The sequence below is a fragment of the Catalinimonas alkaloidigena genome, assembly GCF_900100765.1.
GTDB classification, from domain to species: Bacteria; Bacteroidota; Bacteroidia; order Cytophagales; family Flexibacteraceae; genus Mooreia; species Mooreia alkaloidigena.
The window spans coordinates 340,100-356,903 of sequence record NZ_FNFO01000008.1 but is presented as its reverse complement, the minus strand read 5'-3'; the positions used below and the strand labels follow the sequence as shown (position 1 = coordinate 356,903).

At 52.1% G+C, this 16,804-nt stretch carries 10 protein-coding genes and 1 tRNA gene; 10 read left to right on the top strand and 1 reads right to left on the bottom strand.

All coding sequences use genetic code 11. The features are described 5' to 3' along the window. The first annotated feature begins 517 nt into the window (after positions 1-517). From BLR44_RS19960 to BLR44_RS19945, 4 genes are all read left to right on the top strand, one after another. Entirely contained in the window at positions 518-1,303 is a 786-nt protein-coding gene (locus BLR44_RS19960) for a hypothetical protein (RefSeq protein ID WP_218127128.1), read from the top strand. 111 nt (positions 1,304-1,414) lie between these two features. Next, on the top strand, positions 1,415-2,242 hold the full coding sequence (locus tag BLR44_RS28675) for a hypothetical protein (protein ID WP_143017390.1): 828 nt from the start codon (positions 1,415-1,417) through the stop codon (positions 2,240-2,242). A 95-nt stretch (positions 2,243-2,337) separates the two neighbouring features. Next, the gene (locus BLR44_RS19950; RefSeq protein ID WP_089685369.1) at positions 2,338-2,991 is read left to right on the top strand and encodes a hypothetical protein; all 654 of its coding nucleotides are present in this window, start codon (positions 2,338-2,340) and stop codon (positions 2,989-2,991) included. A gap of 720 nt (positions 2,992-3,711) precedes the next feature. Next, on the top strand, positions 3,712-4,311 hold the full coding sequence (locus tag BLR44_RS19945; RefSeq protein ID WP_143017389.1) for a hypothetical protein: 600 nt from the start codon (positions 3,712-3,714) through the stop codon (positions 4,309-4,311). A 786-nt stretch (positions 4,312-5,097) separates the two neighbouring features. Here BLR44_RS19945 and BLR44_RS19940 read toward each other — a convergent pair. Continuing rightward, positions 5,098-5,170: transfer RNA gene (locus BLR44_RS19940), tRNA-Thr, on the bottom strand. Between the two features lie 350 nt (positions 5,171-5,520). Between BLR44_RS19940 and BLR44_RS19935 the strand changes: the two genes are divergently transcribed. The 6 genes from BLR44_RS19935 to BLR44_RS19910 all read left to right on the top strand — a co-directional run bounded on the left by BLR44_RS19935 (position 5,521) and on the right by BLR44_RS19910 (position 16,796). Next, positions 5,521-8,817, top strand: coding sequence for a SusC/RagA family TonB-linked outer membrane protein (locus BLR44_RS19935; RefSeq protein WP_089685365.1), 3,297 nt, complete (start codon positions 5,521-5,523; stop codon positions 8,815-8,817). A gap of 11 nt (positions 8,818-8,828) precedes the next feature. Further along, on the top strand, positions 8,829-10,556 hold the full coding sequence (locus BLR44_RS19930; protein WP_089685363.1) for a SusD/RagB family nutrient-binding outer membrane lipoprotein: 1,728 nt from the start codon (positions 8,829-8,831) through the stop codon (positions 10,554-10,556). Positions 10,557-10,570: 14 nt separating this feature from the next. Next, positions 10,571-11,260, top strand: a complete 690-nt coding sequence (locus BLR44_RS19925) for a hypothetical protein (RefSeq protein ID WP_143017388.1) — start codon at positions 10,571-10,573, stop codon at positions 11,258-11,260. A gap of 238 nt (positions 11,261-11,498) precedes the next feature. Then, positions 11,499-12,125: an RNA polymerase sigma factor gene (locus BLR44_RS19920; RefSeq protein ID WP_089685359.1), complete on the top strand. Its 627-nt coding sequence runs from the start codon at positions 11,499-11,501 to the stop codon at positions 12,123-12,125. Between the two features lie 191 nt (positions 12,126-12,316). Further along, complete coding sequence (locus BLR44_RS19915; protein WP_089685357.1) at positions 12,317-13,339, top strand: FecR family protein; 1,023 nt, start codon at positions 12,317-12,319, stop codon at positions 13,337-13,339. 37 nt (positions 13,340-13,376) lie between these two features. Then, positions 13,377-16,796, top strand: a complete 3,420-nt coding sequence (locus tag BLR44_RS19910; protein ID WP_245706118.1) for a SusC/RagA family TonB-linked outer membrane protein — start codon at positions 13,377-13,379, stop codon at positions 16,794-16,796. Positions 16,797-16,804: the final 8 nt, after the last annotated feature.

The window sequence follows — 16,804 nt, the reverse complement described above, 5'->3', positions numbered from 1 at the left end:
TTGTAAGTCAGGTCAAAATTTCTTCGTGGTTTCATAGAGGACAAGATAGGAATTAGGGGCTTCTATTTTCTGTCCGTCGAAAGCTAGGAAGTTCAATAGACCCAGAAAGCTAGAAATATAGGTCTCCCTGAAGCTGATTACTTTAGTACATGCTTTTAAAGTGGGAAGATCTCTTCTCTTGCCAAGGGTGTAGGCAAATTCTCTTATCTTCAAGTCAGCAAGGACTCGTTTCGCTGTCCATACTTGTCTAGAAAGTCAATCGATGACGTCATACAAGTAGAAGATTAGTGTGTTAAAAAAACAGACATAGCTACGAAATTGAAATTTATCAAGATCATCTCCTCTTTAGATCATGTATATACCTTGGTCATCTACCTAAATCAAGTAAAAGTGGAGAGTGACTATGATGAAAATAACGGCACCTTTTAGGAGAGGTGCGTCTATACAGACGTTGGGTGCTATTAAAAAGAAAAAAACAGTGACAAACTAATAAGGGAGATAGCATAACTTGGGACAAATGCGCTACAATTTTGTAGAGATGACGGGTTCGAGTCCCGTCTCCCCCTCAAAAATCATCATGGATAACCAAGAAATATATGATTTGTATGTGCTTCAAAGCAAAAATGTCAGAAGATTGAAACAGGTTCAAAAGAGCCTTATTAAAGACATTAATTTTTACATGCAGAAGAACGATTCCTTTCAGGTAGAAATTAAAACGAAACTACTGGCTTTGCTTTATTGCACAATTTCAGAAGCTCAATTCATTCAAATTCTTCATACTCCAAGTGGATTTTCTTATACTGAAATTACTCAAATAAAAAATCAACGGTCAATTACTGAAAGTTGGAAGCTTATGATTGATTTAGCAATGGGAAAAGTTGGTAATTGGCAAGACAATGACGACTTGAGTAGTAGAAGAAATAAGCTACATGAAATAATCAAAACCTATATTGAAGAGCCTCATGGGATAAGAAATAAGATTGCTCACGGACAATGGATTCATGCATTAAATAGTAATAACACCAAAGAAAATGAAGAAATCACACAAAAAATAAGCAACTTAAATGTTATAGATTTAACCATTTGGTCAGAAGTTCACCAATATTTAGCGTTGATAATTCGCGATTTAGTACAATCACCTCAGATTGGACACCACAACAACTATTGGGTTAATTTGGTGGATTTAGAGCAGTATTTAGAAGAGAGCAAAGATTGGACAATTGAAAAACGAAAGGAACGCTTGAAAAAGAAAAAAAAACAGCACCCAACAAAACCTATATGCAAGCGGGCGGACTGTGATTAAACGAAAGGATAGAACTACTAACTAACTTTGGGCTCGGCTGACAGAAAAGTGTATCTAAAGCCCGCCTGCTCATAGCCAAATCGTTAGTCATCATCAGGATAAAATGAAAAGATGAATTTCATAAAGAAGTTGTTTGGATCAAATCAAATTCAATCTACAAAATACAATAGTGGTGCAGAAGTTAATGCAGTTGGATTTATTTATGGAACCGCAGTTTTTTCACATGGATGGAACGACCCCAGCGAACTGATACCAAATGAAACTGCATTAATTTTGGATCTCGTTGAATCTAAATCAGATATAGAAAATAGATTAAACTACTGGAATAAGATTTACTACAATCAAATAACCCAACACTATTCACTTAATGAAAAACAATTAGAATCGATTTCAAGTATTATAAATGTTCCAAAAGAAAAATACAGAGAACTATATGCTCACTGGCCACAATCAATTAATGAGCAAACATATCAAGAACTACTTAGTCAGCTAAAGTTGAAATTTGTTCAATTCAGACCAATTACAGAAGAACTCAAAGGAAAGTATGTCATTAAAATAAATGAGAAATTTTGGAACATTAAAACTCACAACAGTATAGTCCTTGTGAATATTATAAATACTTATGAAAGGAAAATTCAGGACTTTGAACTTATTCATGACACTTATCAAAAAGCAATGACTTATGGTGTGATTATCATGAATAGACTTTGTACTGAAAGACCTCCAGATAGCCTTTATTACTATGAACAGGAAATCAAAAAGAATATTAAGTCACATCAAGGATTAAATAGCTACGATTTCGATAATTACAAAGACACTAAAGGTGAGTATAATAGAATAATAAATGAAATGGGCAATGATGTACTTGAAACAGTTTCTCAAATTGAATCATTAGAAAACAAACCATTTGAAGTTATAAAAATAAGTGACGATGACTAACAAACGACGATGACGTCAGCTGGGCTATTGCCACAGCCGCCGCATGTCGCCAGGACGTTGGTAGTAATTTTAATAGACCGAACAGAGGCAAGCATATGAAAACATTTTTGACACTAATATTGACTTTATTTTTAGTAGTAAATGTTTTTGCGACAGCACAGTACCCTGACAAAATAATTTACAATGGAAAAGAATACAGTTTGCATAGCAATCCGCTAGAAATGTATTTTGAAAAGTACCCTGACAAAAGACCCAAAGATGGAGCAATGTCAACAGCTCTATGGCGTGGATATGTAGCGACTTTTGAAGTTAAAGACAGCCAACTATTTTTAAAGGATATTGAAATTCAATATCACGACACCACATCAAAAGAATCTTATCCCTATAAGTGGTGCAGTGTGATTAAAGAAGTATTTCCAGACCAAAAAGACATTAAAATTGATTGGTTGACAGGACTGCTTGTAATACCACACGGGAAACTTGTCAATTATGTTCATATGGGATATGGTTCTACTTACAAAAACTACATCTTGTTGGAAATTGACAACGGCGACTTGAAAAAGGAAAAACGTTTTAAATACGAAGAGTATGAAAAATTCAAAGAAAGACAATTTCAAGTTTTTAAACAGACTGACGAATACAAAAAGATTAAAGCCGATTTACAGAAAGACGGTAGTTCAGACGAATTTATTGACTCATTTTTAAGAAGCTACGTAACTGAATATACTTCAAAAATATTGACAGAATAAAAAATGCTGCCAACAAGGTGTATAAGTAAAAGCGGTTTGAATGATAAAACAAAAGCATTTGCACAAAACAAAGGTCAGTGCTAAACTGAAAGGTTTGTGAGTAAAAAAACTACTACTCATAGCCCAGATCCTTGGGTGTAATCTAGGATTATTTAGTGTGATAATACTTCTGAGTAGCCTAATTTTAATTCTTTCAATAAACGAGATTGTTCACAGTCAATCCTATGCCGAAATACTGACTCCTGACAATAGAATTGAAAAACAAGCTAAACTTAATACTAAAAATCTGTTGGTAAGCCTGAGTGATAGTTTAAGATTGTCTAAAAAGGAAATGAGAATTAGGAGATTTGAATTGACAGCTTGCCAAGAGATTTATGATTTCCTTAAGGGGGGTGATCTGTTTGCCTCAGTGGAACCCTTTCTTAATTCAAACTCATGCTCAGGTATCTATGCATTTCAATACAAAACTAATGAGGAAAATAGTTATAGATTGTTTTCATTTTATTATGATTTAGAGGGTAGATTAATTGATTGCCACCAGCAATGGATGATGGTAATTCATTGAAAAGACTGTGCCCAACAAGACGCAGCCACTAGCCTAACAAAATTGAGCTTGAATGTTAGTAGCGCCAAGCTCGAAAATTGATATTTGCAAAATAAATGCAAATATGCCCAGCCAGCGGCTGCGGGGGCCGCTGGTATTGAATAAAACATAACCTAGTGAGTAGTTTTTCCCAGACAAATATCAAATGTGGTGGTGGTTTAGAATTAGTTCTGTCTGAAATCAAAAAGCTCATGCCAATAGGGGAAGAGAAATGGTTAGAAGAGAAGAAAGAATGGCTTTCTTCAAGTCAAATCAAGGATAGAAATACAATTGTAATTTCTAAAAATCAAAGCTTAGACTGGGTAGAGCTTGAACTGAACTTTGATGGTAATATTTATATTTACGATGAATACCTAAGGCGTATCTCAAGTGCATTAGGAACTCAAATACTTATAGGATACTATCAATCCACAACTGGAGAAGGTCGACTGGCAAAATTTGATGAAGGTCGATTAGAAATGTCTTTCTATAAGAAGTATGTCTATTTTAAATTTCATGGAGATGATTCGCCACCAATCGACAGGATATATGTAGCTGATAATTTCGGAGTAAATTCGGCAAAAATAGAAATGCTTAGGGCGTCAAGATTTGGTGCTGATTCGAATTTAATCGACCACGACTTTATTGATGAGTATTTCAAATCAGAAGGCTGGCAGAGAAACTCTGACATTGACTACTTTGACTGGAAATATTTGCATTTAGAGGAACATAAATAAGAAAAATGCCAGCTAACGAGGTGTAATTGTCCATGAACTTGCGATTGCTTCGTCACGGCAATTACACGTATCGTTGTAAGCAAAAAGCTTCTTCACCTTCTGTACTGTCTCGACCGATACTTCGCGGATCTTGGCAATCTTCCGCAGACTAAGTTCCTCCCGCAGATCCCGCACCACTCCCGGATATGCTTTCAAGAGCCGTTCTTTTGTTTTGGGGAAGCCCCGTGCCTCTAGCTTGGGTGCGACACCTAAACCGATCCCCTTGTTTCAGTAAAATGCTCCGGGACGGCAACGCCTTAGGTTCGTTGTAGGTCTCTGCCGCTTCCGGTGAGAACGGGGCAAACGCATTTTTCTTAGTGAGTCACCCTAGGGCGGCTTCGCTGACAGAACGAGAGAGACCCGAGGTCACAGGCAATGCTGGGAGTGAGGGGCACCTGTACGCCACAAACATTTTGGTAAGATTCCTCTAGCGCGGAGCTCATCGAACTCCAGTCCGATGTCTGACGCGACGCGCCCACGGCACTTCTGCGCATGGTCGGCGTCAGCTGGGGTAGCCTCGGCAAATCGGGCCGATACGCGTGCCCACCTCCTCTTACGAAAATCAGGCAACGCGAGGCTGTGCGAGGCTGTCCGCGGGGACGCTGGTTCAGGCGGTAAGGCTTAGTCATTACCGCAGCGGGCTGGAAAGGAAGCTGACTCAGTAGTGTGGCCGCGGTCAAAGCGCGCCCGGCGGCACCGTAAAAACAGAAAAAGGCCTCAGAATACGTTTCTGAGGCCTTTTTTGCGAGCCCTTCACCGGACTCGAACCGGCGACCTGTTCATTACGAGTGAACCGCTCTACCAACTGAGCTAAAAGGGCTTTTACAGGCAAACAAAGGTAATTCTTTTTCAGAAAAGTGCTGCCATCCGAACTATAAAACCTAGCCGGAAGGTGGCTGCGCAACGATATACGACCGCGTGATATTAGAAAAGTTCAATAAGGATGGCCGGAGGATGATTTTGTACAGTTGGATGAACGGTTATTCCGAATGATAAATGGTTTGTTTGTTATTAATCAATAATAAAATGTATACTGATTTTTTGGTTTAGTTCGGAATTATATTCTGATAAAAAATAAATATCAAAATTATAAATAGGTTTGAATCTTAATTTCGGTATAACTACATTTCCCCCGATTGAGCGCTTTACTCCTTAATTTATTCACTGTCTATGAAGAGAAAACTACAATTTTTGGGGGTAGTGCTGGCGTTGCTCAGCATTACGTATGCCGGAAGGGCACAAGAACGAACGGTGACCGGAACGGTAACCGACGTCATCGATAATTCGCCGCTTCCCGGTGCGGCGGTTTTCATTAAGGGTACCACTTCAGGCACCACAACCGACATCAACGGCAAGTACTCGATTGCTGTGCCTTCGGGTGCTACGCTCGTGTTCAGTTTTGTGGGCCTCACGTCGCAGGAAGTAGAAGTCGGGTCGCGGTCTGTGGTCGATGTGGTGATGCAGTCGGACGCCACCGAGTTGGCCGAGGTCGTCGTCACGGCCATCGGGATTGAGCGCGAGAAAAAAGCGCTGGGCTACGCAGTGACCAACCTGGACAACACGCTGATTACGCAACGCTCCGAGCCCGACCCCGTGCGGACGCTCCAGGGCAAAATCCCCGGGGTAAACATCCAGGGTGGGGGCGGTGCACCCGGCCAGGCGACCAAGATCAACATCCGGGGCGTTTCGTCGCTGACGGGCAACACGCAGCCGCTCTTTGTGGTAGACGGCGTGCCGTTCGACAACTCGGTGAACGCCTCTACCGGCGCTTCGGGCGGCACGCAGTATTCGAACCGGCTGTTCGACCTGGACCCCAACAACATCGAGTCGCTGACGGTCCTGAAGGGCGCAGCGGCGGCGGCCCTGTACGGCTCACGCGCCACCAACGGCGCTATCATCATCACGACCAAAGCCGCCAAGAAGGGTGTGAAAAAGGGGATGGAGGTGACCTATTCCTCGTCGTATTCGCGGGAAGAAATCTCGGGCATTCCCGACTACCAGAACATTTACACGCAGGGGTCGAATCAGAACTACAACGGCGGTTTCATCGGGAACTGGGGGGCGCCCTTTCCGGAGTATGTCGACCAGTTGAATGCGCAATACGGTACCAACTACTCGAAAACGTACGCGCCCGGCTACCCGGAAGGGACGGTGCCGCATCCGCTGGTGGCCAACTCGTTCGGGATCGGGCAGGGGTATCGTAACGTGTTTCCGGAATTGATGGAAGAAGACCCGAACAACCCGGGTTCGTTGCGGCCCGTGCCGGTAGAGTTGAAGTCGTACGACATCATCGGTGGCTTTTTCGAGGCCGGCAACCTGTTCGAAAACAGTCTGAACATCAGTTCATCGACCGACAAAACAACGCTGATCGGTACGGTTTCGCGCATGGACAACGACGGCATTGTTCCCAATTCGAAGACATCGCGCACCAACCTCTCGTTCGGGGGCAATGGCGTGCTGGCCAACGGCCTGTTTCTGTCGGGCAACGTCAACTACGTGAACACGCAGCAGCAGACGCCACAGAGCGGTTCCAGTTTCTTCTTCGACTATACGGGCAGCGGCACGTCGTCCATCTACTCGCGGATTTTCTACCTGCCGCGGAACTACAACCTGATGGGCTATCCGTTCGAAAACCCCGTGACGGGCGACAACGTCTTCTACCGCTCGCTCGACAACCCGCGCTGGATCGCTGAATACAACCTGTACAACAGCGTGGTGAACCGGGTATTTGGAACGATCAACCTGAGCTACGACGTGGCGCCCTGGCTGAACCTGATGGCAAAAGGCGGGATCAACACTTATACGGAAAACCGGCGGAACATCGTGCGGCCCGGGGGGACGGTCATCCCGTCGGGTGAGGTCTGGACGGACGACCTGACCAACACGGAGCAGGACTACAACTTTATTGCGACCCTCTCGAAAGATTTCAGCGAAACGTTTGCCTTCCGGGGCATCGTCGGGACCAACCTGAACCAACGGCAGTTTAGCCAGCGGCGAGTGACGGGCACCGGCATCATCCAGACGGGGCTGAACATCACGAACGCCACCACGACGCAGGTCGTAAACCGCGACTACACGCGCCTGCGCCGGTTTTACGCGATCTACAGCGACTTGCAGTTTTCGTACCGCGACCTCCTGTTCCTGAACCTGACGGGGCGCAATGACTGGTCGTCGACGCTGCCCGTTAGCGACAACAGTTACTTCTATCCGGGCATCAGTTCGTCGTTCATCTTCACGGAAGCCCTTCAGGGACTGCCGACCTGGATCGACTACGGGAAAATCCGCGCTTCGGCCACGAAGGTGGGGAACGACGCTACGCCGTACCTGACCAATACGTACTACAGCATCCAGACGCCGTTCGAAGGGGTGAACCGTGCCACGCTGGGCAATACGCTCGGCAACCCGAACCTGAAACCGGAGTTCACGACCGAGTACGAAGCGGGGATTGAAGCCCGCGTGTTCGGCGGTCGGATCGGCCTTGATTTCACGTACTTCCACCGCACGTCGACAAACCAGATCATCGACCAGAGCCGCATCCCGGCCTCGTCGGGGTTCAACTACGAGGTGATCAACGCGGGCGAGCTGCTCAACAAGGGCATTGAAGTCGGGCTGGACGTGACGCCTATCAAAACCAAAAGCGGGTTTGTCTGGAACACGTTCTTCTCGTTCACCCGCATCCGGTCCATCGTGGTGGACGCCGGGGTCGAGGGGGGGACGCTCTTCATTGGCGGGCCGTTTTCGACCCTGGGCGTGGTGCACCGCAGTGGCGAGCAGTACGGGCAAATTTTCGGTTCGAAAAACACGCGCGATGCAGAGGGCAATCTGCTGATCAACGAAGTCAGCGGCCTGCCGTTCGTGCTGCCGTCGTCCGAAATCATCGGCAATCCGAATCCCGATTTTCTGCTGGGCATCAACAACACGTTTTCGTTCAAAAACTTTACCCTGACGGCGCTGATCGACTGGAAGCAGGGCGGGCAACTCTTCTCCAGTTCGGCGGCTTCGCTGCTGTTGCGCGGACAGTTGAAGATGTCGGAAGACCGCGAAGGCCTGCGCGTGGTGCCGGGCGTGTACGGCAATCCACAGACCTACGAACCCATTCTGGACGATCAGGGGAACGAAATCAGGAATACGACGGCCGTTACCTCGTTCGATTACCATTTCTCGAACGGGTTCGGGGCCTACGGTGCGGACGAAACCAACGTCTACGACGCCACGGTGATCCGCCTGCGGGAAGTAACGCTGGGCTACAGTTTTCCGCAGACCCTCCTGAGCAAAACGCCGCTGGGCTCGGCCCGCATCTCCATTTCGGGGCGGAACTTGTTTTGGGTGGCACCCAACATGCTCGAAGGCCTGAACATGGACCCCGAAGTGCTGGCCGAATTCCCGGATTCCAACATCCAGGGGTTTGAGTACGGCGCTACGCCGACCACCCGCCGCTACGGTGTCAACTTATCTGTCACGTTCTAACCGCGTTTTCTATGACTCTCCATACTTTCCAACGCTTGGGCATGCGTACCCTGCTGGCGGCGTCCCTGTTGCTGGCGCAGGCGTGCGACATGACCGACCTCGACATCAACACGGACCCTAACAATCCCCTGCAGGCCGGCCCCGACCTGCTGCTGTCGAGTGTGTTGTACAGTGCTTCCAACACCTTCGCCGGCGGGTTGAACCAGAACGCGCACGGCTTCGTGGGCATTCTCAGCTCGGCCGACCGGTTCGACCTGAACAACGCTTCGTACAACGGCACCTGGAACACCTTGTATTCAGGACCGCTCAAAGACCTGGATGCGTTGCTGAAATCGACCGACCCGAGCGTGACCGATAGTCCGCATTACCTGGGCGTAGCGCAAATCCTGAAGGCGTACTACTTCAGCCTGATGACCGATCTGTGGGGCGATGTGCCTTACACGGAGGCATTCAACGGCAATGCCGAAGCGCAGGTCAAGTTTCCGAAATACGACGCTGGCGCGGAGATCTACGCGTCGGCCATCGCGCTGTTGCAGGCCGGAATCGAAAACCTGTCCAAAACTACGCCGCAGCCCATCGATCGCGACGCCGACCTGATTTACGGCGGCCGAGTGGCCCTTTGGCAAAAGGCGGGGCGTTCGTTGTTGCTGCGGCTGCTGTTGCAGCAACGGCGGGTGAACGACGTCAAAGGTCAGGTGGAAGCCCTGCTGGCCGATCCGTCGCAACTGATCAGCAGCGCCAGCGACAACTTCGTGTTTCAGTTCGGGGCGCAGGGCAACCTGAATTCCCAGCTGGACCCGACGCATCCGTGGTACCAGAGTGCTTACCGGGGTGCTGAGAACGGGTTTTCCTACTTCAGCCACCAGTTTATGGTGGAGATGCTCGACAACGACGACCCTCGGGTGCCGTATTACCTGCTCCGCCAAACGTCGGACATCCTGGACCAGGACAACCCGACCGACCGGCAGACGACCCCGTGTTCGCAGGTGGCGGGATGTGTGTACGGCTACATCGTGCTGAACCCCAACATGACGCAACGCCTCTACGGCAAAAATCCGGACGAGCTGTCGGACGAAGAGCGCGATCTGCTGGCCGGCATTTTCGGGCGCGACCGCAGCGACCCGTCGGGCGTGCCGCTCGACGGAAGCTTGCGTACGGCGCCGGCTACCTACCCTGCGGCTGGTTTGTACGGCGAGGCCGTATCGCCGGCGGGCAATAACCGGGGCGCGGGCAACGGGGTCTTCCCGATGCTGACGACCTGGATGGTGAAGTTCTACCAGATTGAGGCGATTCTGACGATGGGCGTTCCGGGCGATGCGCGGGCCGTATTTGAGGAGGCCATGACCGAAGCGATCGATTATGTGGCCAACTTTTCGAGCAGCATCTCCACCAACGCTCCAGCGGCCAGCGGCCTCACCGAGGAGCGCGATGCCTACGTGGCCCGGTGGCTCAGCCGCTACGACAATGCCGCGAGCGACGGACAGAAGTTGAACGTGGTGTTGAAACAAGCCTGGTTCAGCAACTTTGGCAACGGCTACGAGATCTACAATGCGTTTCGCCGGACCGGCTATCCGAACGACATCCAGACGCCGGTATCGCCCACGCCGCGCAACTTCGCGTTGCGTCTTCCCTATGCGCAGGACGACCTCACCCTGAACCAGAACGCTCCGCAAAGTCCGCCCCCGTTCGATTCCCCCGACGGCGCGGTATTCTGGGATGTACTCAAGTTTCAATCCTAAATCAGTAGTGATCCATGAAAATGAACCATACCTTATTGTATAGCATGTTGCTGGGGCTGTGCACGACGCTGGTCAGCTGTCGCGACGAAGAACTCAATCCGTACGTAGCGCCGGAGCCGGGAGTCCACGGGTTCGGGCAGTTTCTGACGGCAGATGGAGACGCCATTCCGGCCGTCGACGAGTTCTACAGTCAGACGGCCATCGACAACGCCATCGCGGTCGACTCGGCCGCGCAGACCACGGCTTCTGTGCCGTTTCAGGTACGCTACGTATCGATCGACCAGAAGCTTCTGGCCAACAGCATGACGCTGTACGTAGAGTTCGATCAGCCCTACACCGATCCGGACGGCAACCCGCGCATCGCGGCGTTCGGCGGGACTTCGCCCGGGCCGACCATCCCGCCCGGCACGCAGTGGACGTCGCTCGAAAACCTGCAAAACCGCGAGCCGGTGTCCCTGTCCATCACCTTGCAGGACGTGTATGATCTGTACAAGGACGCCACCTTCGATTATGGCAACGGCGTGGTGAACGTTTTCTCGGCCGAGAACGGCCGCCCCGAAGGCGCTCGTTTTCACACCGGCGACCGGGTACGCATCTACTGGCGCATCCACGCCGACAACGATTTGTACTTCGGCTCGTGGTCACCCAGCGTTTGCAACGAGTTTCTGGGAGCCAACTGCTACATCGAATTTGGGGTAGACTAGCGCCCGAATATACCTTGGCTTCTTACCAGAGACTTCGCAAGCGAAGTCTCTGTTTTTTTTGAGACGCATGGACTTGGCTTTGGGGAAACCGGGGCGCTGAGCGGTCTTGTAACAGGCAGGTAACACGGCAGTCCGCCCTCGGAAAAGATTTGAGCGTTACCCGAACAAGCAGTTGAATTAGTCAACAAAAGCCACTAAGTTAGGCGAACAACAACCCTCTTCCTTATCGCACACTCCTATGGCAGCTCACCACCATACCGCCGCCGAGGAACTCCACTTATGGCAGCAGTTTCGTGCCGGCCAACGTGCCGCCCTCGCACAGCTGTTCCATACGTATTATAAGTCCCTCTACAACTACGGTCTAAAAATTATTCAGGATGACGCGCTGGTCGAAGACGCCATTCAGGAAATGTTTCTGGATTTGTGGCGCGGCCGCCAAAAACTGAGCGGCGAAATTCGCTCCGTCAAACTCTACCTGATCATTTCGTTCCGCCGTACGCTGCTCCGCCGCAAAAGTCGCTTTCAGGTGTTTGCCTCGCGGCAACCCGTCGAAACCCTGCACGGCCTTGCGCCATCGGGCGAAGAGGTGCTGATCCGGAACCAGACCGACGCCTACCGCGAGCAGCTTGTGCGCCAGGAACTGATCGCGCTGCCGCAACGGCAGCGGGAGGTGATCCACCTGCGCTTCTACCAGGAGCTGTCGTTTGACGAAATCGCCGACCTGATGCAGATGAACGTCCAATCGGTACGGAACCTGCTGTTTCGGGCCCTGACCCGCTTGCGCAAAAATCAAACGTTGCACGATCAGCTCAGCAGTAGCCTGCTGAGTTTGCCTTTGCTGCTCAGCGGACTACTACTGGGCTAATTCGCCATTTTCCGTTCTTACCTTCTGACCTCCTCCGCGGCCTTTTCGGGCACACCCGCTTGCTAGGGCGATGGCGTCGGCAGGGCTGGAAATTTTTCCGGCGGAGTGAGTATAAAAAAACCGGTGTTTTCCCTTCCTCGCTACACCCCGGCACGCGCCCTGGGTGAGGCTGCTCAGAGCGTTACACCGGTATGAAATACGATCACTACACTGTTGAAGACCTGGCTGCTGATCCGCACTTCCGGCAGTGGGTAGTGAGTCCTACTCCTGAGCTGACCGAGTTCTGGGATGAGTGGATCTGTGGGCATCCGGACCGCCACGAACGGGCCGACGAAGCGCGCGAACTGGTGCTGGTGTTGCAGAGCGACGCAGTGGAGGTGCCACCCGTACAGGTACAACGCGCCTGGGAACGGCTCGACCGGCAACTGACGCAACAGGAAGGCGCTGCCCGGCAGCGGCGTCTCCACTGGTACCGCTGGGCGGCCGCAGCCTGCCTGGTGCTAGGCGTGGTGGGCGGTGGATGGATCTGGTGGCAAAATACACCCCTGTCTTATACGACTGCCTATGGCGAAACCCGCGAAGTGGTGCTGCCCGACGGTTCACGGGTCGTGCTCAATGCCAATTCTACATTGCGCCTGCAAGGCAGTTGGGCTACGTCCGCCTGGACCCGCGGGACGGACACCGACCGGGAAGTGTGGCTGGAGGGCGAGGCATTTTTCAACGTGTGTCGCCAGCACGTCGACCACCAGCCCGTCAAGTTTCGGGTCTACACGCCCGACCTGACCATCGAAGTCCTGGGCACGCAATTCAACGTGACCAACCGCGACGAAGCCACCCAGGTGGTGCTCAAAAGTGGGAAAGTCAGGCTGGCGCTGCGCAACGAACAGGACGAAGAAATTATGATGCAGCCCGGCGACCTGGTGGCGTATTCGCGCGCGGAGCATCACTTAAAGCAGAGGGTGGTGGTGCCCGAGCGGTACGAAGCCTGGACCGAAGGCAAGCTGGTCTTGGACGACGTTACGCTGCAAACCGTCGCCGACGAAATCGAAGCCATCTACGGGATTGAAGTGGTGATTAAAGACGATAGCCTCAAAGCCATGAAGTTGGGAGGGACCCTCTACACCGAAAACCTCAACCAGCTTCTCGATGCTCTGGTGTTCACCACCGGGGTGCAGGTTCAGCACCACGATCATCAGATTCTTATTCGCAAGTAAAAAGCCATCCCAATACGTAACAATCAACCTAACCATTATGAAACAATTTGTACGCCAATTGCAGCGTAGCACGTGCTTCTGGCTTACGTGCTGCCTGTGCACCACATCGCTCTCGGCGCAGGACCTGGCGCTGGTCGGGGGCGGGGGGGAGCACCCCGCACAGCCCAGTAATCAGGTCGTCTACATCCCTTTGCAACAGGCTCTGGAAGAACTGGAGCAGGAATTCAAAGTCAACATCAGCTATCGCCAGGACCTGATCGCCCGGCAGAAAGTCATGCGGCCTTCGGCGGCCAAAGGCTCGCTGGAAGAGCGCCTGGAGCGCATGCTCGCGCCGCTGAACCTTTCTTATAAAAAAGTAAGCGTAAACAGCTACGCCATCGGCAATAAAGCCCGCTCGGGTACCCAAAGCCTGAGACCCACCCACCCGCAGTCGGCGCTGTCGCCCGTCATGCGCGATTTGCAAACCCTACAATTGCAACTCGCCGAGCAAAAAGACGTGCGCGTGACCGGGATCATCAAAGACGCCAGCGGGGAAGGCATTCCCGGCGTGAACGTGCTGGAAAAAGGCACCACCAACGGGACCATCACCGACGTGCAGGGCCGCTATTCGCTGACCGTCGGCAACAACGCCACGCTGGTGTTAAGCGCCGTGGGGTACATGTCGCAGGAAGTGGCCGTGAACAACCGCAGTGTGATCGACATCACGATGGAAGAAGACGTGAAAGCCCTGGAAGAGATCGTGGTGGTGGGGTACGGATCGCAGGAAAAGCGTGACATCACCGGCGCCATCGCGTCCGTCTCGTCGCGCGAAATTCAGGAGTTGCCCATTGCCAACGCACAGCAGGCGTTGCAGGGCCGCGCCGCCGGGGTAGAAGTGGTCACGGTCGGCAACCGTCCGGGACAGGGGGTGCAGGTCCGTGTACGCGGGCGTCGTTCGTTTACCGCGGGGAACGATCCGCTCTACGTAGTGGACGGAATTCCGTTTTCGGGCGATTTCGGAGACATCAACTCCAACGATATCCAGTCGATGGACGTGCTGAAAGATGCTTCGGCCACCGCCATTTACGGATCGCGGGGCTCGAATGGCGTGGTGCTGGTCACGACCCGACGCGGAAAACCCGGAAAAACCGAAGTGGCGTATTCCGGCTATTACGGCCCGTCGTATGCCTACGGAACGGTCGACCTGATGAACGGCGAAGAGTTTGCCGAATACAAGCGCGAATCGCGCCGGGCGCTGGTCAATCCCAAATACACGGCTCCGACCGGCGTAGTGGACCCCGTGCAGGACGCCAACCTGTTTGAGGCCGTCGAACTGGCCAACATCAACAACGGCTACAGCTGGACCGACTACCAGAACCTGATTCTGCGGACCGGCCACCGGCAGGACCACAACCTCTCAGTATCGGGCGGGAACGACAAAACCACGTTCTACCTGTCAGGAAGCTTTTTCAACGACGTAGGGGTCACCAAAACGCAGGATTACCGGCGGAATACCGTTCGGGTCAACATAGATCACCAACTCAACGATCGGTTCAGAGTCGGTGCCTTTACGCTGCTGGGGTATTCGGTACAAAACTGGGGCCCGAACCCCTGGGGCACGGCCCTGCGCGAAAACCCGCTGGGCAAGCCTTTTGAAGACGACGGTTCGTTGCGGTTCCGGCCCACGTCGGACGGTCTGCAGACCAACCCATTGGCCGATCTGGTGGAGAATGCATACATCGACGAAAACCGTCGGTACCGCATCTTCCCGAGCTTGTATGCTTCCGCAGAAGTGACCAAGGATCTGAACTTCCGCGTCAACTTCGGCCCCGACATCAACCTGCGCCGGAACGGCCTGTTCCAGGGACGCTACACCCAGGCCCGTGCCGAAGGCGCGCCGCTGGCCCGGGTGCTCAACTGGAACACCTTCGCCTACACGTTCGAGAACGTCTTGACCTACCAGCGTGACTTTGGCGACATCCACAATCTGACGGCGACCGGCCTGTTTTCCATTCAGCAGCAACGCGACGAATACAGTGGGATCGAAGTGCTGGACCAGCCTTACGAGTCGGCGCTGTTCTACAACCTGGGAACGGCCCCGCTGATCAACGCCAAAGCCTCTGATCTGAGCGAATGGGGCATTGTGTCGTTTATGGGACGTGTGCAGTACGGCCTTCTGAACCGCTACCTGTTGACCCTGACCATGCGGGCCGACGGTTCGTCTCGTCTGGCGGAAGGCAACAAATGGGGGTATTTCCCGTCGGCGGCACTGGGCTGGCGCATCGTAGACGAGCCCTTTATGCAGTCGCAAAGCGTGTTCGACGAACTGAAACTGCGCGCCAGCTACGGCGTGGTCGGCAACACCAACGGCTTGCGTCCTTACATTACGCAGGGTGCGCTCGGACAAACGTTCTACGCCTGGGACAACACGCCGGCATTTGGCTTCCAGCCCAACCTGATTCGGAACCCGAACCTGAAATGGGAAAGCACCGCCACGTTTAACGTGGGTCTGGACTTCGGCTTGCTGCGCAACCGCATTTTTGGTTCGTTCGAGGTCTACAATTCCAACACCAAGGACCTGATCATGAACCAGCAACTACCTACCTCGTCGGGCTTTACGCAGGTGCAGCGGAACGTGGGCGCCACGCAGGTTCGGGGCATGGAGCTGATGGTTTCGACGGTAAACATCGACAGCCCGGGCGGCTTTAAGTGGACAACCGACTTCAACGTAAACGTCTACCGCGAAAAGATCACGGAACTCTACGGTGGTCAGTCGGACGACGTCGGAAGCGGCTGGTTCATCGGGTATCCCATGACGGTGTTCTTCGATTACGAAAAAGTCGGGATCTGGCAGACCAGCGAAGAGACCGTTGCTGCACAGTACGGACAGCGCCCCGGCGAAGTCAAAGTGCGTGACCAGGACAACAACGGCATCATCGACGGCAACGACCGCGTGATTCTGGGAACCGACCAGCCCGATTGGACCGGAGGCATGACCAACCGCTTCTCGTACAAAGGCTTCGAACTGTCGGCGTTCATTTTCACGCGGCAGGGCAACCTGATCAACAACACGTTCTACACCACCAACAACTCGTTGGCCGGACGTTACAACAACGTGGACATCGACTACTGGACGCCCATCAACCCGACCAACGCGTTCCCGCGCCCGAACCAAGACCAGGAATCGCCGCGCTACCAGTCGACCCTGGGGTACGTAAACGGCTCTTTCGTCAAAATCCGGAACATCACCCTGGCGTACAACCTGCCTTCCGAGTTGCTGAAGAAAACCGGGTTTATGAGTTCGGCACGGATCTACGTCTCGGCTCTGAACCCGTACATCTTCGCCGACAAGTCGTTCAAGAACATCGACCCGGAAGTGACCCGGACACCGGAAGACAACCAGGAGCGCACGGCGCAAGTCGGTGCCGATACGCCTAGCATCCGTCTCTATACCGTGGGTGTGAACATCAAACTCTAACCCACCTC